This is a genomic window from Kiloniella laminariae DSM 19542 (assembly GCF_000374005.1).
In the GTDB taxonomy this organism is placed as follows: Bacteria; Pseudomonadota; Alphaproteobacteria; order Kiloniellales; family Kiloniellaceae; genus Kiloniella; species Kiloniella laminariae.
In genome coordinates, this window is sequence record NZ_KB893135.1 from 487,915 (window position 1) to 510,079 (window position 22,165).

Genomic DNA, 22,165 nt, shown 5'->3' on the forward strand with positions numbered 1-22,165 from the left:
TCAGGACCGTTTCTGCTACAAGGCAGGCCCCCGGAGAACAATTCCTCATGATCCTCACCATCGGGCTGTTTAAAAATCTCTTGATATCAGGTGCCGTCCTTGTCTGGGCACTCCTGTTGGCCAACGCGAGTACCTCCCCCCGGGAAAAAGCAGCTTCCCTCTTTGCCTTTGTCTGGCAATTTGTCAGCACCTTTGTCCTGAGCCTGCTGTTCCAGCAGTGGCAGAATTGGAATGTACCGCCGCAATCAGCCCTTTTTCTGGGTCTCCCTGCCGACTTCATTGCCGCACAGAGCATCCTGCTGGGTTCTGTCATCACATTGGGGGTACGAAATCGGTCGCTGTTTCCAAAGCTGTTGTTCGGCGGGACAGCCATGGTTGTGCTTTATACCCAGAGCCCGGTTCTGCCCTTCACCAACGGGAATGTCCTGTTTTTGACCAGTCTTGTGACCTTCTCTCTCATCCCATCCCTGATGCTAGGACACTGGACAACCCGGGACCACTACCCGCTCCTGCGAAGTACTCTCCAGTCAGTGGCCTGGACAGCTGTACTCTTGTGGCTATTGCCTGCCCTGTTGTTTCAGCACCCCGATTACAGCTGGCAACCGCTTTTTCAGCGCCCGCTCTGGCTTACCCTGGCCTACGCTCTTCCCCTGCTGCTTCCCGCGCTTCTGCTCGCCGCAGCCATCTGGCAGTTTGCCACAGAAGGCGAAGGTACCGCCTTTCCCTATGATCCGCCAAAACGGCTGGTTACCGGCGGGATTTATGCATATCTGTCCAACCCGATGCAGCTTGGGATCTGCCTGATGATGTTCTGGTGGGGTGTTGTCCTGCACGCCTTGCCGGTTTCCCTCTCGGCGCTTGTAGCATTTGGCCTGTTTATCGTCTTCAAACATGTCTGCAATGGCAGCTGCGATATCGGGGAAAAAGACCCCCGCTGGGCAATCTATCAGGCCGAGGTTCCCAAATGGTTCCCCCGACGCACAGCTTGGCAAAGAAGAAAGCGCTAGAGTATTCCCCGCTTACCCTGCTTCCGCGGGAACTTCAATCCACTGTTCCAGGAACTCCCGCAACCGCAGGATTTCCTGCCCGCCCGCAATGACATCAATATTCATCTGGCGAGCGCGGCTCCGGTCGTGTTCAGGGATCGGGCGATAGCTGAAAATAGCCGTCTTACTGACCGGGGCACCAATATCCCCGAGCCAGTCAAGTTTATAGAGCATGGTACTGGCCGGGCCAGTGGGGTGGGCATCTGCATCAAAGTATCCGGTTTTGCATTCAATCAGATAGAGGCGGTTGTTACAGAGAAAGGCAACGTCAATCTCGTTACGGGACCCGGTCGGAGCCTCGATATTGACCCCGCTGGCCAGATCGCCGATCTGTACGGGATAGTTGCTTTTGGCCCAGTCCCGACGCAACTGGTCGATCACCGCATAGGCATAGAGCTCAAACCAGCCTCCGCGCAGGAAACGGGCTGCTTCGATCCCCCGAAACACCAGATGTTGACCTTTCCAGGACACCAGTCCTGTGTCACAAAAACATTCGACCATGCGGTGAAAATCTGCATTTTCCCGCAGTTTGTGCGCTACGGGCCCCGCCCGATATATCCCGCCTTCGTCTTTGGCCCGGCTCATATAGCCATTAAAGGGGCCAATAACCTTGGCAAAGGCGGCTACATTTTTTGCCATCCGTTGCCCCAGACGCAGCAGCTTCGGTTGCAGGCTGTGGCGGACCGGTGCAGGGCCAATAATCTGAAAACCATTACTGGCAAAAACATCCTCAAGATCAGCCCTGTCGGGAATATCAAAGGCTTCTTTTTCCTCACCGCTCAACCACACCAGCCGGTCATTGCGTGCATCGACCAGAAAAACAGGGAGATTGTTACGCATGAATACCGAAACAGCCGCAAGGGAAAGTGCTTTTGATCCCCCCGAGGCATTGAGGACCACAGCCAGCTTTTCTGCCGGACTCAGCGTGTCAAAAACGGCTGAGACCTGACCAACCAAAGCCGAGATATCAAGTGGATCAAAGCCCTGCACAACTGCATGGATATCCGTGGGAATATCGTGATCCAGCAGCACCTGTTTCTGATAGCGCGCCTGTTCCAGATGTTCCTGATCGCAGATCAAAATCACCCGTCGCGCTGGGAAATAATCCCTGTTGGGTTCAGGAGCCAGAGCCGGGTTGATATTGGCCAGAGCCTGATCAGAAACCAGACAGATGTGAACCGGCCCGTTCCGCAAAATTGTTCCGCCCTGCTCTGAATCCTGATCACTTCTTGTCATATTTTATTTCTTTTTTGTTCCCCGCTTTTCTCGGAAAATTGTGTTATTTCGGTAAAGTTCCGGCAGTCTCTGCCCAGCTAAACCCCATAGAGGCGCGAAGATCTGCCAAAACATCAAAAGGAGATCGTTGCTGAGGCAGAAGTCCCTTTTCTCTGCCAAGAAGGTTTGCAGCAAGGCTCTTCTCAACAAAGGTCAGCCCCTCCCGGCCATAAAGTTCCCGGATGGCTTCGCGCAACCATTGCTCCGCCTGTTCCCCTCGTTGCCGGGACAGCTTATCGTTGTCACACAGCCACTGATAATGCGCATCAACAGCAGAAATAAAGCCATCAAGTCCCTGCTTTTCACTGGCAGAAAGGCCCAGAACCTTTACAGGCCAGTTGTTATCTCCCTCGCAGGCCAGTGACAGGGCTCCGCGCAAATCTGCCAGAGTTCGTTCGGCAACCCCGCCCATATCTGCCTTGGTCACCAGCGCGATGTGGGGAATTTCGGCAATGCCCGCTTTCATAAACTGCAGGGAATCTCCCGATCCGGGCTGGACACAAAATACAACCGTATCGCTTACGGCCGACACATCAGTTTCCGATTGCCCCACACCCACCGTTTCGATCAGAACAATATCGAACACGGCCCGCATCAGGATCATGGCGGCGATAGTCTGGTCCGCCAGCCCACCCAGACGTTCTCGCGCAGCCATGGAGCGGACAAAAACACCCTGATCTTCCGGATCGGTCGTAAAACGCACCCGGTCACCGAGAAAGGCCCCGCCGGAGCGTTTCGAGGAAGGATCAACAGCAATCACACCAATAGTGCGCCCAGCGGTCCGGTAACGAATGATCAGTTCCGCCAACAGGCTGGATTTGCCGACGCCCGGTGGTCCGGTGATGCCAAGAACCTGGGCTGCAGGGTGATGATAACAGTCGCTCAGCAAAGGCAACACCGCCTGCGCATTTTGCTCCAGCAAGGACAGCGTACGCGACAGGGCCAGCTTGCCTCCCGCAAGCAGCTGCTCGCGCGTCATTGTCGCAATTGCTTCTTGCGGTCCCGGCTTCTGTCCGGGCTTCTGCTCGGGCTTCTGCTCGGGCTTCTGCTCGGGCCTCTGCTCAGTCGGCTGCCCAGCAGCTCCCGGATACTTATTTTTATGAAACATGATAACCGCGGCCCACCCTTCCCTTGCCGATCAAGGGTAGCGGTTCCCCCGGGGCAATTCATTATAATTTTTTCATTTTTTTCAGCACCAAGTTCTCCAGACATGCTATCCATCAAAGACGACAGGGGGCTGGCCTGCTATAGTTACAACAGGGCCGGGCATGAAAAAACATCAAAAAAATAAACAAACAAGTGATGTGAGAGACAACGTGAAAGACAAAAAAAAATCACGATCAGCGGCAAGCGGCAAACCAGCAGCGGTGGCAAAAAAAGAGTCCGGCTACAGCAACCAGGACAGCCTCGCGCAGCATCTCGCCACTCTGCTGCTGGGCGACACAGCACCCGCGCTGAAAGATATCCTCGCGACAAAATATGAAGTTCCCCCCTTCAACGCCAGTGACTTCCCGCCCTTTGACCACCTGCATACCCGCGGACTTGTCGCGACGAAGGAAATGAGCGAGTTCCTGCCGCTCAATCCGGGAGCCCGTATTCTTGATATCGGCTGCGGCATCGGCGGTCCCGCCCGCTATCTTGCCGAACAGTTTGCCTGTCATGTCGACGGGATTGATCTGACCAAAGATTTCTGTGAAACCGCCGAACTGTTCAACCATCTCTCCGGTCTCGACAAAAAAATCACCATCACCCATGGCAGCGCGCTGGATTTGCCCTATCCCGACAACAGCTTCGATACCGTCTGGACCCAGCATACCTCGATGAACATTGCCGCCAAGGAAGGCTTTTATGCCGAAATCCACCGCGTCCTCAAACCCGGTGGTATGCTGCTGTTTCACGATATTTTCCTACATCCGGACACTGCAGGAAAGACCACAGAAATCCTGCTCCCGGTTCCCTGGGCCAGTGAAGAGAAATACAGCCACCTGACCTATAGCGAACTGACCCGGGATCTGCTCGCCGAGCTTGGGTTCCTGCGCGAGGTCTGGAACGATGTCACGGCCGAAACCCTACTGTGGTACCTCAGCTCAGTCGATGGCAACCCGCAAAAAAGTAAAATCCCCGGGCTCGACCCGCGCCTGCTCATTGGCCAGGATCTCAAGCTGCGTGCACAAAACCTGAAGCAGAACCTTAGCAACGGCAAGCTTCAGGTAATGCAGGGCGTTTTCCAGAAGATTGCCTGACCCATGGTGCTTTTTTGCATTCATAATGACTTATGAATTTTTCCCCAGGAGCCTGACATGCTAACGCCCTTTCATATTGCCGTTGCCGTGCGCGACATTGACGAAGCCCGTGAATTTTACGGGAAGAAAATGGGTTTTGCGGAGGGGCGCAGCAGCGATCACTGGATCGATTTCAACATGTACGGCCACCAGTTTGTCGTCCATCTGAACGAAAGCATCGGCAAGGACGGCACAATCCCCCTGATCAAAAACGCGGTTGATGGCCACGGCGTCCCCGTGCCCCATTGCGGCGTGGTCCTGACCTTTGAAGACTGGGAAAAGCTGGCCGAGAAAATGCGTAATACCATTGAGGAATTCATCATCGAGCCCTACGTCCGCTTCCAGGGACAACCCGGTGAACAGGGCACCATGTTCTTCACCGACCCCAGCGGCAACGCCCTCGAATTCAAAGGCTTCCACGATATCGAAAAAAACCTCTTTGCAACCTAATGACAGGACAGCGCAGTAACGATCGTGCTTCATCTGCCTTGACGATATCAGCTAAAAACGGGAGGATAGCTGTACAGATTTAACCAAGCTCAACCCGCCCTCTGACGGGAATGGTGCGCGCAGAAAATGCTTCTCCAGCTCTGACAGGCGCTTGTCTATCCGGGCCAGACCCTGACGAATTCCGATTCAAGGTGATCCCCCACACAGGAACACCTCTCATTTCCGCAGGAGGCTCAGTGACACACCAACGATTGCATCAGCTCTACAGGGTTGGTCTTTTTATGATGATGTTGCTTTTTGGCAATAATCTCGCTCTGGCTCAAACCGCGCTGCCCTTGCCAGATAATAGTGCTCCCAGCGTCACAGCACCTGCCTTTTCAGAACCCATAACGCGTCAGGCTGTCCGCGACATTCTTTCTGGCTTAAGCGATGTCCAGGCCAGGGAACTACTGCTTCAGGAGCTGGATCAGAAGATCGCCCTGAGAGAAAAGGAACTGGCAAAGAAATCCGAAGAATCAGCAACGGATGTGATTATCGGTTGGGGAACAGCGCTTCAACAGAGCTGGCTTAAAACCATTCACGCGACACCCTATATGGCCCCCAAAATTACCACGACCTTTGCCAACTTCGCGGCCAAACGGGAAAACTCCAGCCTGTGGCGTATTCCCCTTGTTCTCCTGATCTGTTTCCTTGCCGGGGGTCTGGCAACCGGATTTGTCCGTCAGGTGACGAAACAACAGCGCGCCCGACTGGATCAATCACACCCGACAGGGCTCTGGTCGAGAATGAAGATAATCTCTGCCCGCTTTGCCCTGCAGGGGATACAGCTCCTCGCTTTTGTTGCGGCGGCTTTCATGGCGGATAAAGTCATTAACGCGTCCGACCCGATGGATCGCATTTTTGTACGCTATGTGATCGAGGCAGTTGGCTATACCGTGTTCGCCATTATGCTGGCCCGGTTCGTTATGTCGCCCGACCGGCCTGATTTACGGCTGTGTAATCTTGACGATGACAGTGCAAAACTCTTTACCAGAAGAACAGCCATAATCTTTGCTATTGCGTCCTTCTTTATTGGCCATATGACAAATCTCAACCAGTTCGGCTGGGAGGATGCTGAAGTCCGGATACAGGTCTGGATCTTCCTGGCCTTTAATCTCCTGATTATCCTGACTTTCTGGCAGGGAAGAAAAAGCATTACAACCGCGATATTAGGCAATGAGAAAAGCAGTCGCACCTGGCAAAAATTTGCCGAGATATGGCCCCTTATCGCCATCGGGCTGGTCGCTCTGCAGTGGTTGGTCGTTGAGCTCTATATTGCGACAGGAAATGTAAAAAGCCTGTCACCGACGGCGATCAACCTGACCCTGATAATCCTGATGTCGTTACCGCTTCTGGAGTTGGCGATCCCTGCCGTGGTTCTGTCAATCTGGCCAAAGAACCCCGAACACCCCCCTGCTCTTCAGGCTGCCCATAAACTTACCCAGGCAGGCCTCATTCGCTTTGGCCGGATTATTGCTGTTTCCCTGCTTGTTCTCGGCATTGCCAAACTCTGGGGACTTGATCTCAGGGATCTGGCATCTCAAGGGGTAGGAGCACAGTTTGCCAGGGCTTTGGTCGAAATCGTTATAATCAGCTTTATCGCCTATGGCCTCTCCGAACTGCTCAACATTTTCGCAGACCGGCAGGTGGCTATAGAACGTGTCACCATGGGTATTGATGCCGAGGGAGATAGCCAGTCTGATGGTGAGGGCGGGCAAGGGGGAACGCGTCTGGGGACGCTTATGCCCCTGATTAGATGGACCGGCCTGACTTTCATATTGATTATGGCATTCCTGTCCATCCTGGAACAACTTGGCATCAATGTGACCCCTCTGCTGGCAGGGGCAGGTATTGTCGGCCTCGCCGTGGGCTTTGGAGCGCAAACCCTGGTCAAAGATATTTTTTCCGGCATATTTTTTCTTATTGATGATGCCTTTCGTAAAGGCGAGTACATCGATGTCGGTTCCGTCAAGGGAACGGTTGAGAAGATTTCGATCCGGTCGATGCAACTGCGCCATCACAAGGGTCCGCTGAATACGATCCCCTTCGGAGAAATCAGCTATCTGACCAACTTTTCCCGCGACTGGATTATCATGAAGTTGCCACTTCGGCTGACTTATGACACCGACGCGAACAAAGTCCGCAAAATGATAAAAAAACTTGGCGAAGAGCTGCTCACGCACCCTGAAATAGGTCATATGTTCCTGAACCCCTTAAAGTCACAAGGGGTAATGGCCATGGAAGATTCAGCCATGATCATGCGTGTGAAGTTCACCACGCGGCCCGGGGATCAGTTTGTCGTTCGCAGATTTGTGCTCAATGAAATTCACAAACTCTTCAATGCCAATGGTATCCAATTTGCCAACCGGGAAGTCACCGTCCGCCTTGCAGACAACAGCACAGAAAAACGATTAGACAACGCAGACAAACAGATTATTACCTCTGCGGCACGGGTTATTATTGATGAGTCAGATCAAGAGAAGAAAGTCTAGAAACCCCCGGCCAGTTCCAGCAATCTGGTCACACTGTTCCAGTTGCGCCCGCTGCCCTCCAGGCCAAGCTTTCTTTCAATCACAGCGTTGGTCAGTTTGGACTTGCCAATGCCGTGGGGGTGGTAGGAAACATAGAGCGTTTTTCCGATCAACCGGATTTCTTCGCCGTCTTTGATCGCAGATTTAAGAGCCTCCAGGCCTTCTCTTGTCGGCTCGGTTTCCAAGAAGAACACCAGCAGTTGTTTGGGATCTATTTCCGGTTGATCGGCAAAAGGATTGTCCGCAATCACCTTGGCCAACTCCCCTTCGGAACGGATCAGCACGCGGGGGCGAAAAGCAAAGCGGGCTTCAAGCGCGTCTTCGAACTCCTGGATAAAACTTGCGTCAGGAACCGTCTTCCTTGAAAAGAGCAGGTTGCCCGTCTGCAGGTAAATCTGGACCTCGCCCATCGACCGCTCGGTACAAAGCGCCTTCAGATCCGCCATGGGGAGCCTGTTGTGGCCTCCGACATTGATCGCCCGCAGCAGTGCCAGATAGACAGCCATATCTTCTCCCCCCAGATTTTTTGTAACGATAGAAAATTTATCAACAAACCAGCCCCCGGACAAAAGAAAAGGACCCCGGATCAATCACAGGAGGGTCCTTTTCTTCCTGCCGCAGCTGTGGCTCTTCGACGGGGGATCAAAGAGGCCACAGCGCACAAGCTTTCAAGGCCAAACGGCCTAGAAATAATAATTGAGGCGGACTTGCAAATGGTCATCCCGGCGGGCGTCGTAAAGCGGACTGCTCTCGCTTATGCCGTCAGACAAACGTAACTCTCCTTCGATGGTCCAGTGGTCGGTCAGGCGACGGTTGGCCTCGACAGAGAAGCTCCGGTCGTGATCCAGGCGGTCAAAAACCACTCCGGCCAGAAAGTCTGTGTCTGCCGTATCGTTGAGGGTGATACGGGCCCCAACAAAGATATCGTCGTTGAACACGGTCGCCGGAGCATCATCTTCATCGCGGCCATCATAGTGATATTCCGCCAGAACACCCAGATCCCCGGCATCCCCGATGGCCCCAAAGAAGGTGTATTCCACCCCGCCTGAGACGGCGAAGAAGTCATCCCCCTGCCCCTGACGATAGATGCTCTCTAGTTTCCAGAGCCATTCATCAAAGGTTGCCTGCACATCCACCGAACTCTGGTTGATAATGTCATAGCGCGGGATCAGGGTAATCTGGCCATTGGCATCGGGACGGGCCAACAGACGCGGTTCACGGGAGGTTCCGTAAAAATGCGCCAGCCCCAGATCCCAATCCCCGAGAACAGTAGTATAGCGCAGGGCGAAATCGGGATGGAATTCCTCCATATCCGATTCATACTCGGCCTTGTCTGTATCTACCGGAATGGAACCGCGCAGCCGTCCCTTGCGCCCGGGGAACGTCCGTTCGCGGAAATAGGGCATGGCAAAGAAATTCACATCGCCCCATTCGTTCTGCAGACCCAGGTTGATCATGGGTTGACCGAGCTTGTCTTCGCCGTCCACATCCTCGACCGCGTCGGTCTGGTTGATAATATCGACCAGATGACGGGATTCCGTCACGCCCCAGAAAACCTTGTCGGCCCCGACCTTGAGATCCCAGCCATCATCAATATGCAGATATTTCAGCTCGCGTATATCCGCATGGCGGCGCTCGCTGTCCTGCGGATCAATCCGCAGGTAGGGAATAAAGTCAATCCGGTCATCCCCGTCATTCCATTCATAGGAAATTTCGGGCTGGAGAACCAGCGACGGATTGAGGTGCTGGTCACGTTGACCACTGTGCAGGGCTGAATCTGGGAAGACCCGAAGATCCATCGCGGCAAAGCCGGAAAAATCCCAGTTACCACCCTCGTCATCATCAGCCCGAACCTGAGCAGAAAAAGCCACAGCACCCATAAATGCCCCGGCCAGCACGGCCCCCCTGGTCATTGTGACCAGGGCAGCATTTTGCGTGGCGTGGTTCTTGCCCATCAACCAGTTATTGGCAAATCGCATTCCCATCCCCGTCAGTTAACCCGCTTGAGGCTGTTCTTGGTCAGGTCACTTTCCTGCAGACCTGTCTGGAATTCGATTTTTTCAAAAACAAGCCGGGTCTTTTTACCGGTCTGGTGATTGACCATGAACATGTCATGCGAACGCCAGTACTTGTCGAGATACTGACGATAATCGCCAAAATTCAGCGTTTTCAACAACTCGTTTTTACGATCATAATAATCGATTTTCTGCTGACGGTATTCAGACAGGTCATACCAGGTCACCATCCGGGTATAGCCGGAATCTTCGTAAACCGGGATCTGTTCGACCACGGCACACTGCAACTCGCCACAGGCCTCATCGCGCAGCCAGGTATAGGTATATTTTTTCAATTCCTGGGCCGACAGATCTTCATAGGCAAACTCGGAACCGACAAAAGGACCGGATTTGTTTTTCGAGGAAATACGTTTCACCCGTTTGAGCGCAGGCAAATAGAGCCACTGGTCATCCGGATCAAAGGTTTTGGCAAAGCTGAGGAAAGCCGTGCCTTTCACATCACGTGGTTCGTCAAAGATGGTCAGACTTTTATCCCCCAGACCATCTTCCTTGATTTCAAATATTTGCTGACGCATTTCGCGCAGGGATTTTTCGCCATGGCGGTTTTCCAGCTCCATCTTCATGATGGCTTCGCTGTCCCCAAAGCCCTGGTCCCGACGGTCCCACTCTTCGGCAACGGCCGTGCCCTTGGCAACAGGATCACTGTTGTCTGCCAGGGCAGGAGCGGAAGAAAGGCTTCCGGCAAAGACAGCAAGAGACAGCGAAAACACGCTGGCCAACAGAATTTTATTCATCGTTTTCTCCACTTTTTTCCCGATAGCTGACGCAGTTTTCAAAACTGCTGATCGGTGTATCCTTGTCCCCCCGTCATTCCGAAGAACAACAGGGGGGGGTGTATTTATTCTGCCGCCGAAGCTGCTGTCGCTGCCGGAGCAGTTGCCTTTTCCCGGTCAAACAGCATCAACAAAGGAGGCAACAGCAGGAAGTCAACAGCCAGCGCAATCGCAATCGTGATCGCGGTCAGCAGTCCCATGTCGGCATTCACGCTGAAAGTTGAAAGCGCGAGAACCGCAAAGCCTGCCACCAGAACCGCCGTGGTTACCCACAGAGCCGTTCCAACAGTCTTGAAACCATAGCGTACTGCATCTTCCGGTGAGGCATTCCGTTCGCGCCGCGCCCGATCATATTTGCTCAGGAAGTGTACCGATGCATCCACAATCAGTCCCAGAGAGGTTGCCGCAATCACGGAAACCGCCAGACCGACCTGCCCGACAACCAGACCCCAAATTCCGAAAGCCATTGCAGCCGGGACCATGTTGGGAATCAGGCTCAGAAGGCCAAGCTTGAGGTTGCGCAACGCCACGACCATCGAGAGGGAGATCAGCACAAAAGCAAGTGCAGTTCCCATCAGCATGGACTTGATGTTCCGGTCGGCAATGTAGGAGAACATCACCGCTGCTCCGGTGCCTTCGGCATCCATGTATCCCGGTGCATTTTTCTGAAGCCAGCCACGGGCTTCCTCCGCCAGTTCCCGCATCTCGTTAGAAGACACATCATCCAGGGTCACGGTCATGCGGCTGGCTGATTTGTCAATGTTGATCTGGCTGTTCAGATCCAGACCGTAAGGCAGGGACATTTCATAAAGCAGCAGATACTGGGCTGCCAGATCGCGTTCCTGTGGCAGCTTGTAGAAGCTTTCATCATCACCGTGCATCGACTTGTTCAGGCGTTTCATGATGTCGGTCATGGAGTTGACATGCACCACACCCGGTTGTGCCCGCAGCCAGTTTGAAAAATCTTCAAGATGTGCCAGATACACAGGGTTCGAGACCCCGCCTGTACCATCACCACTGATCGAAAACTCGATCTGGTAGACACCGGTCAGATTTTCACGGGTGAAGTCACTATCAACCCGGAAAGGCACGGAGGTATCAAAGTATTCAATAAAACGGTCATCCAGCTTGATCATGCTGATCATCGAGGAGGTGCCGACCACGATAAACCCCATGACAACCAGCAGTTTGGTCCGCTGGGCAACAACAAAGTCACCGAAACGTTCCATAAAGCTGGAATTGCCTTCGACAACGGCCTTAACCCGGACCGGAACAACCGCCATGAAAGCCGGCAGGAAGGCAATGGAGATCACCCAGGCAGCCACAACCCCAACCGCCGCAATGTTTCCAAGATCATGGAACGGTGGCGCTTCGGAAAAATTGAGGCTGAGGAAGCCGATGACGGTGGTAAAGCTAGTCAGAAAGACCGGCTGCATATTCACGCGCATACTTTCAACAATCGCTTCGCGTTTGTCTTTACCATGACGCATCTCGTGAAACATTGTCACCAGAATATGTACACAGTCAGCAATGGCAATGGTCAGGATAATCGTGGGAGCCATGGCAGACGGCGGCGTCAGCTTAATTCCGGCGAAACCGGCTGCCCCCATGGCAACCAGGACCGAGAAAATCGTGACCAGAAGCGTGCCCAGTGTTCCCCAGAAAGACCGCAGAAAGCCCACCAGACAAACAATGATGATCAGGAACATCAGGGGTGTCAGTGTGCTCATATCTGCAATGGATGCTCTTGGGAAGGCATTACTCAGCGGCGCAAGGCCCGTGATCGCCACTTCCAGATCCGGGTTGGCTGCCTCGATTTCTGCCGCCATATTCTCGGCGAAAGTCACCGCATCGTTCAGTGCAACAGCATCGTCAGTCGGCAACTGCAGAGTGACCTGGACGCCCGTGGTTTTACTGTCATCAGAAATAATACGGCCGGCCAATACCGGTTCGCTCTGGGCAATCTCTTCAATCCGCTCCAGTCCGGCCTTGGACAATCCGCCGGTTTCTTCAACCAGATCCGCCACGGTCAAATCATCTTCGACCGCTTCGGTATTTTGAAAGTTCGTGATCGAATCGACCCGGATGGAATAGGGAACCTGCCAGGATTCTTCGGTCAGATCCTTGACTATCTCAAGCCACTTCGGCGTAAAGATCGTGCCTTCTCTCGGCTTGAGAACAAAAAGAATATTATCCGTTTTGGTATAGATGTTCTGCAGGCCTTCATAGGCCATCAGCTGGGGATTGTCTTCCCCGAAGAACACCCGGTAATCACTGGTAAAAGAAAGGAAACGCCCTCCCGATGCAGCTGCCAGCGTGGCCAGTAGCGCCATCAGAAGAACAAGCCAGCGCCAGCGGATCACTCCCTTGGCATAGGACACCGATAAACGGTCCAGAAATCTGCTCATTACCTTAAGCTCCGAAATTATTTTTTGTTTCTGATGCCAGAGGAAATTTCTGTAACGCGCGATGGCCGCTAAACAGTTCCGACAAAGTCTTCCAGTTTGGGCCATTTTGCGCTATTACCCTATTAGCTGTAAGGTAATGCATCAAAGTAAACTAGTCGGTGCAGTTTACTTATTTTTTATTATATGTAAACTACACGGTGTAGTTTTATTGGAGTCGGGTTTGAAAAAAGATACATGCGCCCTGGGCAAGCTCTGTCACAGTCTGACAAGAAGCGAGAAAAAGCGGAACGCCATTCGGGACGCAGCCATTAAAATCTTCATGGACCAGAGCTTTGAAGTCGCCAGCATGGACAAGATTGCGGCGGAAGCAGGCGTATCAAAACGTACTGTTTACAGCCACTTTGGCTCCAAGGAAGAACTCTTTGCCGAGATCATGAAGAACATCTGCTCGCTCAAACGTGATGAGCTTGATGTCAAACCGGACCACAGCCTGGCTCCCGAAGAATGCCTGACCAAACTCGGGATTACTTTTTTGCAGATGCTGCACTATCACGGGTCAATTTCGCTTTTCAGAATACTGATCGCCCAGGCGGAAAATGATCCGAGCCATGGCATCGCCTTTATGGAACAGGGGCCGAAAATCTCTTCGGGAATGCTGGCTGATTACCTGCGCGAAAAACGCGAGACAGGTGAAATTGTCTGTGATGACCCGTTGGAAGAAGCCGCCCAAAGCTTCTTTTCGGCCCTCTTTGGCGCCCGCTATCTCAACTGCCTGATCACGGCAGCGCCGCAACCAAGCAAAGCGGAAATCGAAAAAATCGTCCAAGGCGTAGTGAAGCGTTTTCTCTATGGCATATTGCCGCGCCAGAACTCTGCTGCCGAGTGACCTCAGTTAACGGTGTTAATCACGTTATAGCTTTCCAGTTCATAATCAGTCAGCCAGTGAATATCCATATGACTGGTTGCTGTACTGGGAAAAAGCACCCGCAGAGACACACCCATTTTTTGGACATAGTTCGCCATAAGCGCCATGATCCGTGCTGAATAGGTTTCGTTAATCATAGTAATCAACTGAATCCGGGCATCCAGATCATATTCGGGTTTTAGAAGAATTTCCTTTAAAGAGGAAATGTACTCTTCGCTCGACGCTGCCGAAGCCATATGTACCCCGATCCGCCCACCTGATGATTTTGACCGGATCACCCCCCCGAGAAAGGCAAGAACACAGGCACTGGCACAGTCAACTTTGTTGGGCACATGAGTTGCCATCTTGTGGGCCCGGATTGTTTCCCCCACAAGCATCCCCTCATGGGCAGCGCCCCCGTCTGATACCAGCCAGACTGTGTGGGGCTTGTTTCTGGCTTTCCTCAACAAGCGTTCGAGACGATCGCTGTCTCCCTCTTCAAAGTCTCCCTCAGCCAGGATGATCGCGGAATCTCCGCTCGTCCCGATCCGGTAATCCAGGGCCTGCACTGGCATCGAAAAGGGGATAGCCAGAAGAACGGCCCAAAAGCAGATCAGGAAGCGACCCATGAATTCCCTTTCAGACAGTATTCAACCACTTTTGAACTGGAAACGCCGTCAATAACGACGAGTTCCCGTACGGGCCGGCAGCTCTCCCCCTGCTTTTCATACCCACCCCCGATCAACTCAGCCGAGCCGCTGATTTCCTCGTCATCATCACTGTTCCATTCGATTTTCTTGCCATCATCCTGTTCGAGTGCATCAAGTGAAGCCCGTTCAGCCTTGGCTTTTTCTGCCTCATCCAGCTCGTCCAGAGTCTGGCCAATAGAATTTCCGACCAGTCCACCTACGGCTCCACCAACAAGCATGCCAAGTGCTTGACCATCTCCCTTGCCAACCAGAGAACCAACAGCAACGCCAACAACAGCCCCGATAACGGCCCCAGTCTGTTGCTTATTCGCACAGCCGCTGGACAGCAGGAGCGTCAGGATTATCCCAACCCCTGTGATTTTTTTCATGTCTCACCCCAATAATTCTACTCGTCCCGCAACCATCCTCGGTTTTAGCGACTTCGAGGTCAATAAATAATACTTTTAGTGGAATATATTTCACAAAACTCACTATTTTTATATTTTTGCCAAAGTCGATCGGCGAAATGTCGTCTTCCCTTGCCAGACCACCTTCCCCAAGCCGGAAATCAGTCTGGTCACAGCGATGACACACCGCCTGATTCTTCCTGTTCTCTTTCCGGAAACAGCGCCTAACTCGTCGAAAAGTAGAGATAATCTTGAATCTCGACTTTTCGGGGATAAACAAGATTTTATGAAATCTATAATAATTTTTAATTGACATTGAGAATTATTCGCAATAAATAAAGCAACCATAAATACAACCTTGTTTTTATTTTTCTAATATAAGGGTGTGATAATGGGACTGATTTTATTGCCCGTAGACCAGCTGGTTCCCACAGAATGGATAAAACCCCGCAGGGTTGCCGCGCTTCAGAAAAAGCTGTTGCGTGAAGCAGTCTGGACCCGTCCGATCTGTGTCGAGGAAAACGATCTGTTTGTTATGGATGGGCATCACCGGCTTTGTGTTGCCAGAAAACTGGGCCTGAACAGGGTGCCGGTCCTGTTGCTCAGCTATGATGATATTCCTGTAATCAGTCGCAAGAAACGTTACCTTGTTTCAGAGCAGGCTCTGAAACAACGAGCCTCCATGAGACTGCTTTATCCCTACAAGACAACCAGGCATTTCTTCCCCGAAAACAATCTCTCCTGCGCCATTCCCCTCGGCCTGTTGCAATCCACGGGACAAGATTTCCAAACAGGAGCATTGCAACAGCCCGCGAACAGCACTGCCCCGGATCTGGCGATCAGCGCCTGATCATTCCAGGCGGGCTCTTCCTGATCCAGATACCCTGATCCAGATACAGATACAGAGTAAATTCACCCTATAAATTCCTCAGAGCAGAAAGAAAACAGCTCATGCAAAAATTGAAAAAAATCGGATACCTCAGCGCCTTGGGCCTTGGCCTGTCGTTTATGACGATAGCTTCCGTCACGGCTGGTCCTGTGTCGGTTATCGATGACCGCGGGGTTGTGGTCACGGTTGAACAGGAACCCAAAAAAATTGCCGCGATTTCCTTCTTTGCGGCGGATACGGCCCTGGCGCTCGGACTGCAACCGGTCGCCAGTACCTACATGATTGAGGACCGCAACCCGGATTACCTGCTTGACTACCTCTCCGATGCCAAGAAGCTTGGTCAGCGTGCCAGCCCCAACATGGAACTGCTGGCAGATTCAGAGCCCGACCTGATTGTCGCCATTCGCCGCTATACCGAAGGCAGTGCCAAGCAGTTCAACGCGGTGGCGCCTTATCTGGCCTTCAATCTTGAAACCTTTGGCGACAGTGATCGCTCTATTCTCCAGATGGGTTCCCTGCTGGGCAAGGGAACAGAGGCCTCCGGCCTCAATAAACAGTTCCATGCAGATCTCGAAAGCTATGCCAAGAAAATCCCCGAAGGAACTGGCCCTAAATATCTGTTTATCTGGGGCGGCGGAGAATCTCCCTGGGCCTATTACAACGAACACATGACTTCGGCTCTGGTTACGGCCCTCGGCGGCCAGAATATTTCTGGCTCCAACCCCACCCCGCACGTTCCAGACAACACCGCTTATGAAATGAGCCTGGAATACATGCTGGCGCAAAACCCCGAGGTTATTTTTGTCTATGACTACGGCCCTGACCGTCCCTTCGAGAACAACCCGATCTGGTCACAGCTGGATGCCGTTAAAAATGACCGGGTGCATTTTGTCCAGGACCACTGGATCGAATCACACGGGCCGATTGCCCGCCAGATGGTACTGCGCGAAGCCGCGCATTTCCTCTATCCGGAAACCTTCCCGGAAATTGATGTTCGTGCAGAAGCAACCAAGCTGATCCCTGCGATTATCAGTAACTGATCACCCGCAAGCAAACACTGCAAGCCTGAACAACCTGATCTCTCATCATCTCCCCCCTATCTAGAACACACCGGGGCTGATCGGGAGATCAGGTCGGGGCTGCCGCGGATCGGTCCACACGACCGCTTCTACATTCCCCTGTTTCATCGCCTCACCTGTTGGGCAGGACGTGTTGCCTGCCCAAGCCATTAACCTGCGCAAAATCTAAAGCCAGTTCAAAGCCAAACCCCAGATCAAAGCTAAACCCCAGATCAAAGCTAAACCATAGAAAGCAGACGCCTATGACCACCGTCCTTATTCCGGAAGACCTGCACAAAAAATCCGACCTGGATCACCGGGTTACGCTTCTTTCACGGCAAGACATTGCCAAGGTAGCCCTGGACCACAAAACCCTGCTCGCCACCGTCGAGACAGCCCTGCGGGATCTCGGGGCCGGCCTTGCTCTCAATCCGGCAAAGATCGAGATGGAATCCCCCGGTGAGCGGGCCATGAACTATGCCATGATGGGCGCCCTGGCAGACCCGGCAACGGTCGGCATGAAACTGTCCTACAAATACTTTGGCGGTCCCAAGCGCCAGATGCAGCGCTACTACACCACACTGCTGATTTTTGATGACACAAACGGACAGCCTCTGGCCCTGGCTGACTGTTCCTGGATTACCGCTGCCCGTACCCCTGCTGTCTCTGCCCTTCTCGCCAAGGGGTCCATCAGCAGGAACGCCCGCAAGGCCCTGATTGTGGGCTCAGGTATGCAGGCCCAGTATGCAGGCCCCATGCTGGCCGAAGCCTGCCCTCAGCTTGAGGAAATCTCTATTCATGGCCGCTATCAGGAAGGCCTCAAGACAGCACAGGAATTCTTTAGCCACTGCTGCCCGGGGCGTCAGCTCAAGGTCGCAACCGATTTCGAAACCGCTGTGCGTGATGCCGATGTCATTATCGGTGTTTCGGGACCGGCCTCGCTGGACAACGTGCAGGCTGACTGGCTCAAACCGGGGGCACTTTCGATATTGGTCGGTTACGGACTGCACGCCGATGTGTTCCATCAGGCAGACTACCGTACTGCCACCAGCGAAGAGCAGATGCAGGTCACAGGTCAGGACTTTGCCCTGCCCGATGGAAGCTTCCCGGCAATTGATGCCGAACTTCCCGCCATTCTGGCCGGACGTGCCAAAGGCCGCCTGAGTGATGATCAGCGCGTCTTCTCCTATAACAGCGGCCTGATCATCACCGATGTTGCTGTTGGACGGGCACTCTATGAAGCCGCCATCGCCCGGGGTCTCGGCAGCAAGGTGTCGATATGGTAGCCGTAAAAAAACTCGACGATGCAGCTCCCGATTGGGCCCGCTCTGCTGCCCGGCTGACAGGCCCTCAACCCAAAGATCTTCAACAGGATAATGCACTGGAAACAAAGCGGCAGGTTCCCGGCCTGCCGCCGACAGTCGATCCCCGGGTCGAGTATTTCCTTGGCCAGACCGGTTTGCTGCAGAGCCTGAAATCCGGGTTTGGCGGGCCTGTCCATCTGCTGTTTCCCCAGATTTTCAGGGAAACAGTCCGGGATTACAAAAAACTGCTGGAACGCTTCTCTCTCAGGCACCAGATCTTTTTTGCCAAGAAGGCCAACAAGGCTGCAAGCTTTGTCCAGGAATGTGCCCAGCTTGGACTTGGTATTGATACAGCCAGCATCGAAGAGCTTGTCGCGGCACTAAAAGGCGGAGTTCCGCCGCAACTGATCGGAATTACAGGCCCTGCCAAGAGCGATCGCCTGCTCATTCTCGCCCTGCAACAGGGATGCCTGCTTGCCATAGATGCCGTGGACGAGCTGCAAAGAGCAGCCAGCTTGGCCCGCCAGCTCGACAAGTCCCTGCGTTGCCTGATCCGGTTACGCCCGAATAACCAGATAAAAAGCCGATTTGGTTTTGCCCCGGATGACCTGCCCGAACTCTGGCATCAGATCGACCAGCTGAACCGCAGCAAAGAAACCATCCGGCTGGAGGGCCTGTCGTTTCACCTTTCCGGTTATGATACTGCGGAACGCGCGGCAATGGCCTTCACAGCCATTTCCCTGATTACAGAGCTGTCCTCCCGTTTCCCTCATTGTCGTCGTCTCAATATTGGCGGTGGTCTTCCTCTCTCCTATGCTTCAGCGCCTGCCTGGCAGGATTTTCAGGCAAGCCAGAACCCCGAGGACTATCACGGCGGCAAACAGTTTGGTGGCGGCTTTTATCCCTATCACTGCGAAAGCGCCGGACTGGATGCCCTTCGTACCATTCTGGAAACCCCGAACCCCGCGGGCGAAGGCGATCTGGCAGATCTTCTGCGGGCACACGATCTTGAGCTGATGCTGGAACCTGGTCGGGCCTTGCTCGATCAAAGCGGTGTCACGCTTTTTTCGGTTCAGGGCGTCAAGGAAAGAAAACCGGAAGCATCCTTACAAACACCAGAAGGCAGCTATGGCATCATTACGGTTGACGGCACCAGCTTCAGCCTTTCCGAACAGTGGTTCGACAGCGAATTTTTACCAGACCCCAGACTGCTTTCCCCACGAATTTCCGCTTCGGAAAACCGCGAATTTTCGCCGCTTTTCCGGGCAGCCATCGGCGGGGTCAGCTGTCTGGACAGCGACATGCTGAGCTGGCGCAAAATTGCCTTCCCCGGAAAACCCGAAGTCGGTGATCTGCTCTGTTATCTGAATACCGCGGGCTATCAGATGGATTCCAATGAATCGGAATTCCACGGACTGCCTCTCCCCCAGAAAATTTGTCTCTTCCTGGACAATGGTGTCGCGGCCTGGTGCCGGGATACCGACTATTGTGCCGTTCTTGCCGAGGACTATTCATCATGGAACTGAAACAACACAGCCACAACCGGGGCATTGTTACCAGCTATAGCCAGACTGTAGGCCACACCCCTCTTCTACAGTTGCCTGTTCCCCATCACGAGGCCAGGCTGCTGCTCAAACTTGAACAGTTCAACCCCATGGGCAATATGAAATTCCGCATGGCGCTCAACATGGTCAATGCAGCCGAAGCATCCGGCCAGCTCAAACCCGGTGGGCGCATTGTCGAAAGCACCTCCGGCAACACCGGACTGGGGCTGGCGGCCATTGCTGCAGAACGGGGATACCGTTTCACCGCGATTGTCGACAGCCACGCAGCCAAAGACAAACTGCGGGCCATGCGCGCACTTGGCGCCGATATTGTCTTCGTCGATGAAGACAGTGACGATGGGGAACTTTCAACCGCCCTGCGTGACGAAACCGCCGCCAGAATTGCAGCGGAAGATCCCGGCAGTTTCTGGACCGAACAGCACAACAACAGGGCCAATCCTGATGGCTATACGGCACTGGCTGAAGAGCTTCTGGAAATTCTCGGCCCCGAAATCAACGCGCTGGTTGGCGCTGCCGGCACGGGCGGTTCGCTCTGCGGTACCGCAAAGGCCCTGCGACAAACCACACCTGAACTCTATAGCCTCGGGGTTGAACCAGAAGGCTCTATCATCTTTGGGGGTCCGGGTGGTTCTTATTATCAGTCAGGCACCGGAACCCCGCCCGGTGCCGAGATCGGGACCTGTGTTGACTATGACCAGATCAGTCTCGGGGTAAAGGTGGACGATATCTCGGCCTTCAACACGGCTCGTTATATCGCGCAACGTTTTGGCCTGCTGCTTGGTGGCTCGGCGGGCGGGGCGCTTTACGCCGCAATCCGGGCGATCCGGGAAAAATTCCTTACCGGCACGATTGTTGTCATCATTCCCGATGCAGGCGACAAGTATCTCGACAGCTATTACGATGACGACTGGATGACAGAACGCAATCTGTTAAGGTCGGAAATTTCAGCTGAGCTCGATCTCTTTTTTGGCAAAAGGAACAGTTGATCCCATGTTTATCCGGGGCTATCTGATTGAGGCGCAGTCACTGCTGCGCCTCGCTTCACCACTCATTCTGACACAGCTTGCCCAGGTCGCCATCTCAACCACTGACATTGTCATGATGGGTCTGCTTGGGGAAATGAGCCTCGCCGCTGGCGGCCTGGCGTTTTTTATTTTCAACCTGTTGCGGACCATGGGCTTTGGCCTGGTTGTCGGCCTGTCGAACATGGTCGCCGAAGCCGGCGGCGCAGGCAGGGACAGCGCCCTTGCCGACTGTCTTTTTGCCGGGCTGGCCGTCTCCACAACTGCGGGTGTCTGTGCTGCCCTGATCATGCTTTTTGGCCCCGACGGATTGATCTTTCTGGGGCAAGATCCGAATATCGTCGCCCAGACTGCCGAATACCTGGTCTGGATGGCGCCGGGAATATTACCCGCTTTCTGGTTTTACAGTTATCGCGGGGTCAGTGTCGGGCTGCGCAAAGCTGGGCCGCTGTTATGGATTACCCTGGTTTCCATTGGGGTGAATGCCGGTTTGAATTATATTCTGATCGAAGGCCTTTTTGGGTTACCCAAACTCGGACTCGCCGGTATTGCCGCAGCCAGCAGTCTGGTTTTCCTGCTCTCCTTTATTGCCCTGGCGGTTCTGACGCACAGCCAGATTGATTTTGGCAAGCTTCGCATTGACATGGTCAGGGTTTGGCAAAATGCGCGGGATCTTCTCAAAATAGGCCTCCCGACCTCAGCCTCCTATGGATCTGAAGCTGGCTTTTTTGCTGTCATAGCCTTGATGATGGGGACGTTGGGCCAGACCGCACTGGCGGCGCATACCCTGGTTAACCAGATGGTCTATATCGTCTTTATGGTTGCGGTCGGTCTGTCCCATGCAGCTTCGGTCGGCATCAGCGAAGCCGTTGGTCAGGGCACCAGTTCCCAAAGAGCTGCCCAAAAGAACAACCAGATAAACTCAGGGACCACTTCAGGACAAAGATCGGCCGGAGAAATCATCCGCAGGGTTGGGCGAACTGCCTTCTTCCTGGGCGGGATAATCATGTCCATCATCGCGGTGCTCTATTTTCTTGCCCCGGAACGTCTTGTCGCGCTGGTAACTCTAAAAAGCGGACAGCAGCCCGTTGAAGTCATCACACTGGCGAGCAAACTGCTGCTGATCGCAGGAGTACTTCAGGTCTTTGATGCTCTGCAAAACATTGCCATCGGCACCTTGCGTGGCCTCGGACAAGCCTCCAGAGGTTTCTGGATTACCGTGGCTGGTTACTGGTTTATCGGGCTTCCCGCAGCCTGGTTTCTGGCTATCGACCAGCATCAGGGGGCCAGCGGAATCTGGATTGGCCTGCTGGTCGGCGTTGCCGCGACAGCATGCATGATGATTTTTGCCTTTGAATATTTTTCCCGGACACGACATAGCGGGGTTTTACAAAGCATCTGAAATTTGCTTGGGAATTGCCATACAACTGTTGACCACGCTATTGCGT

19 protein-coding genes are annotated in these 22,165 nt (G+C 53.6%); 11 read left to right on the forward strand and 8 right to left on the reverse strand.

What is annotated here, in order from left to right; all coding sequences use genetic code 11:
• Positions 1 to 47 precede the first annotated feature (47 nt).
• A complete protein-coding gene (locus tag B152_RS0107125; RefSeq protein WP_020591717.1) occupies positions 48 to 1,007 on the forward strand; it encodes a methyltransferase in 960 nt (319 codons plus the stop codon).
• Positions 1,008 to 1,019: 12 nt separating this feature from the next.
• Here B152_RS0107125 and B152_RS0107130 read toward each other — a convergent pair whose 3' ends face one another.
• Positions 1,020 to 2,282 (reverse strand): Card1-like endonuclease domain-containing protein, encoded by a 1,263-nt coding sequence (locus tag B152_RS0107130; protein WP_020591718.1) that lies wholly within the window; start codon positions 2,280 to 2,282, stop codon positions 1,020 to 1,022.
• 43 nt (positions 2,283 to 2,325) lie between these two features.
• Positions 2,326 to 3,300: an ArgK/MeaB family GTPase gene (locus B152_RS0107135; RefSeq protein WP_033405878.1), complete on the reverse strand. Its 975-nt coding sequence runs from the start codon at positions 3,298 to 3,300 to the stop codon at positions 2,326 to 2,328.
• Between the two features lie 337 nt (positions 3,301 to 3,637).
• Between B152_RS0107135 and B152_RS22850 the strand changes: the two genes are divergently transcribed.
• The 3 genes from B152_RS22850 (at position 3,638) to B152_RS25155 (ending at position 7,584) form a co-directional block, all read left to right on the forward strand.
• On the forward strand, positions 3,638 to 4,564 hold the full coding sequence (locus B152_RS22850) for a class I SAM-dependent methyltransferase (RefSeq protein ID WP_157230939.1): 927 nt from the start codon (positions 3,638 to 3,640) through the stop codon (positions 4,562 to 4,564).
• Between the two features lie 57 nt (positions 4,565 to 4,621).
• Positions 4,622 to 5,053: a VOC family protein gene (locus B152_RS0107145; RefSeq protein ID WP_020591721.1), complete on the forward strand. Its 432-nt coding sequence runs from the start codon at positions 4,622 to 4,624 to the stop codon at positions 5,051 to 5,053.
• Between the two features lie 236 nt (positions 5,054 to 5,289).
• Entirely contained in the window at positions 5,290 to 7,584 is a 2,295-nt protein-coding gene (locus B152_RS25155; protein ID WP_211212154.1) for a mechanosensitive ion channel family protein, read from the forward strand.
• Here the strand turns inward: B152_RS25155 and B152_RS0107155 are convergent.
• The 4 genes from B152_RS0107155 to B152_RS0107170 all read right to left on the reverse strand — a co-directional run bounded on the left by B152_RS0107155 (position 7,581) and on the right by B152_RS0107170 (position 12,879).
• A complete protein-coding gene (locus tag B152_RS0107155) occupies positions 7,581 to 8,129 on the reverse strand; it encodes a DUF1697 domain-containing protein (RefSeq protein ID WP_026261353.1) in 549 nt (182 codons plus the stop codon). The genes B152_RS25155 and B152_RS0107155 overlap by 4 nt on opposite strands.
• Before the next feature lie 177 nt (positions 8,130 to 8,306).
• Positions 8,307 to 9,602: a hypothetical protein gene (locus B152_RS0107160; protein ID WP_020591724.1), complete on the reverse strand. Its 1,296-nt coding sequence runs from the start codon at positions 9,600 to 9,602 to the stop codon at positions 8,307 to 8,309.
• Positions 9,603 to 9,613: 11 nt separating this feature from the next.
• Positions 9,614 to 10,432 carry an outer membrane lipoprotein-sorting protein gene (locus B152_RS0107165; protein WP_020591725.1) on the reverse strand — a complete coding sequence of 273 codons (819 nt, stop codon included), beginning with the start codon at positions 10,430 to 10,432 and terminating at the stop codon, positions 9,614 to 9,616.
• Between the two features lie 104 nt (positions 10,433 to 10,536).
• Positions 10,537 to 12,879, reverse strand: coding sequence for an efflux RND transporter permease subunit (locus tag B152_RS0107170; protein ID WP_020591726.1), 2,343 nt, complete (start codon positions 12,877 to 12,879; stop codon positions 10,537 to 10,539).
• Between the two features lie 220 nt (positions 12,880 to 13,099).
• On the opposite strand from B152_RS0107170, the gene B152_RS25160 reads away from it, so the two are divergent.
• On the forward strand, positions 13,100 to 13,765 hold the full coding sequence (locus tag B152_RS25160; RefSeq protein WP_020591727.1) for a TetR/AcrR family transcriptional regulator: 666 nt from the start codon (positions 13,100 to 13,102) through the stop codon (positions 13,763 to 13,765).
• A 2-nt stretch (positions 13,766 to 13,767) separates the two neighbouring features.
• Here B152_RS25160 and B152_RS0107180 read toward each other — a convergent pair whose 3' ends face one another.
• Both B152_RS0107180 and B152_RS25165 read right to left on the reverse strand, forming a co-directional pair.
• A complete protein-coding gene (locus B152_RS0107180) occupies positions 13,768 to 14,412 on the reverse strand; it encodes a COG3904 family protein (RefSeq protein ID WP_020591728.1) in 645 nt (214 codons plus the stop codon).
• A complete protein-coding gene (locus B152_RS25165; RefSeq protein ID WP_020591729.1) occupies positions 14,397 to 14,861 on the reverse strand; it encodes a glycine zipper 2TM domain-containing protein in 465 nt (154 codons plus the stop codon). Before B152_RS25165 ends, B152_RS0107180 begins: the two co-directional genes overlap by 16 nt.
• 409 nt (positions 14,862 to 15,270) lie before the next feature.
• Between B152_RS25165 and B152_RS22870 the strand changes: the two genes are divergently transcribed.
• From B152_RS22870 to B152_RS0107220, 6 genes are all read left to right on the forward strand, one after another.
• A complete protein-coding gene (locus tag B152_RS22870) occupies positions 15,271 to 15,729 on the forward strand; it encodes a ParB N-terminal domain-containing protein (protein WP_020591730.1) in 459 nt (152 codons plus the stop codon).
• Positions 15,730 to 15,830: 101 nt separating this feature from the next.
• Positions 15,831 to 16,808 carry an ABC transporter substrate-binding protein gene (locus tag B152_RS0107195; RefSeq protein ID WP_020591731.1) on the forward strand — a complete coding sequence of 326 codons (978 nt, stop codon included), beginning with the start codon at positions 15,831 to 15,833 and terminating at the stop codon, positions 16,806 to 16,808.
• Positions 16,809 to 17,089: 281 nt separating this feature from the next.
• The gene (locus tag B152_RS0107205; RefSeq protein WP_020591733.1) at positions 17,090 to 18,112 is read left to right on the forward strand and encodes an ornithine cyclodeaminase family protein; all 1,023 of its coding nucleotides are present in this window, start codon (positions 17,090 to 17,092) and stop codon (positions 18,110 to 18,112) included.
• Positions 18,106 to 19,656, forward strand: a complete 1,551-nt coding sequence (locus B152_RS22875) for an alanine racemase (RefSeq protein WP_020591734.1) — start codon at positions 18,106 to 18,108, stop codon at positions 19,654 to 19,656. Before B152_RS0107205 ends, B152_RS22875 begins: the two co-directional genes overlap by 7 nt.
• A complete protein-coding gene (locus B152_RS0107215) occupies positions 19,647 to 20,681 on the forward strand; it encodes a PLP-dependent cysteine synthase family protein (protein WP_020591735.1) in 1,035 nt (344 codons plus the stop codon). The genes B152_RS22875 and B152_RS0107215 overlap by 10 nt, the downstream gene beginning before the upstream one ends.
• Positions 20,682 to 20,685: 4 nt before the next feature.
• Positions 20,686 to 22,119, forward strand: coding sequence for an MATE family efflux transporter (locus B152_RS0107220; RefSeq protein WP_020591736.1), 1,434 nt, complete (start codon positions 20,686 to 20,688; stop codon positions 22,117 to 22,119).
• The last annotated feature ends 46 nt before the right edge of the window (positions 22,120 to 22,165 follow it).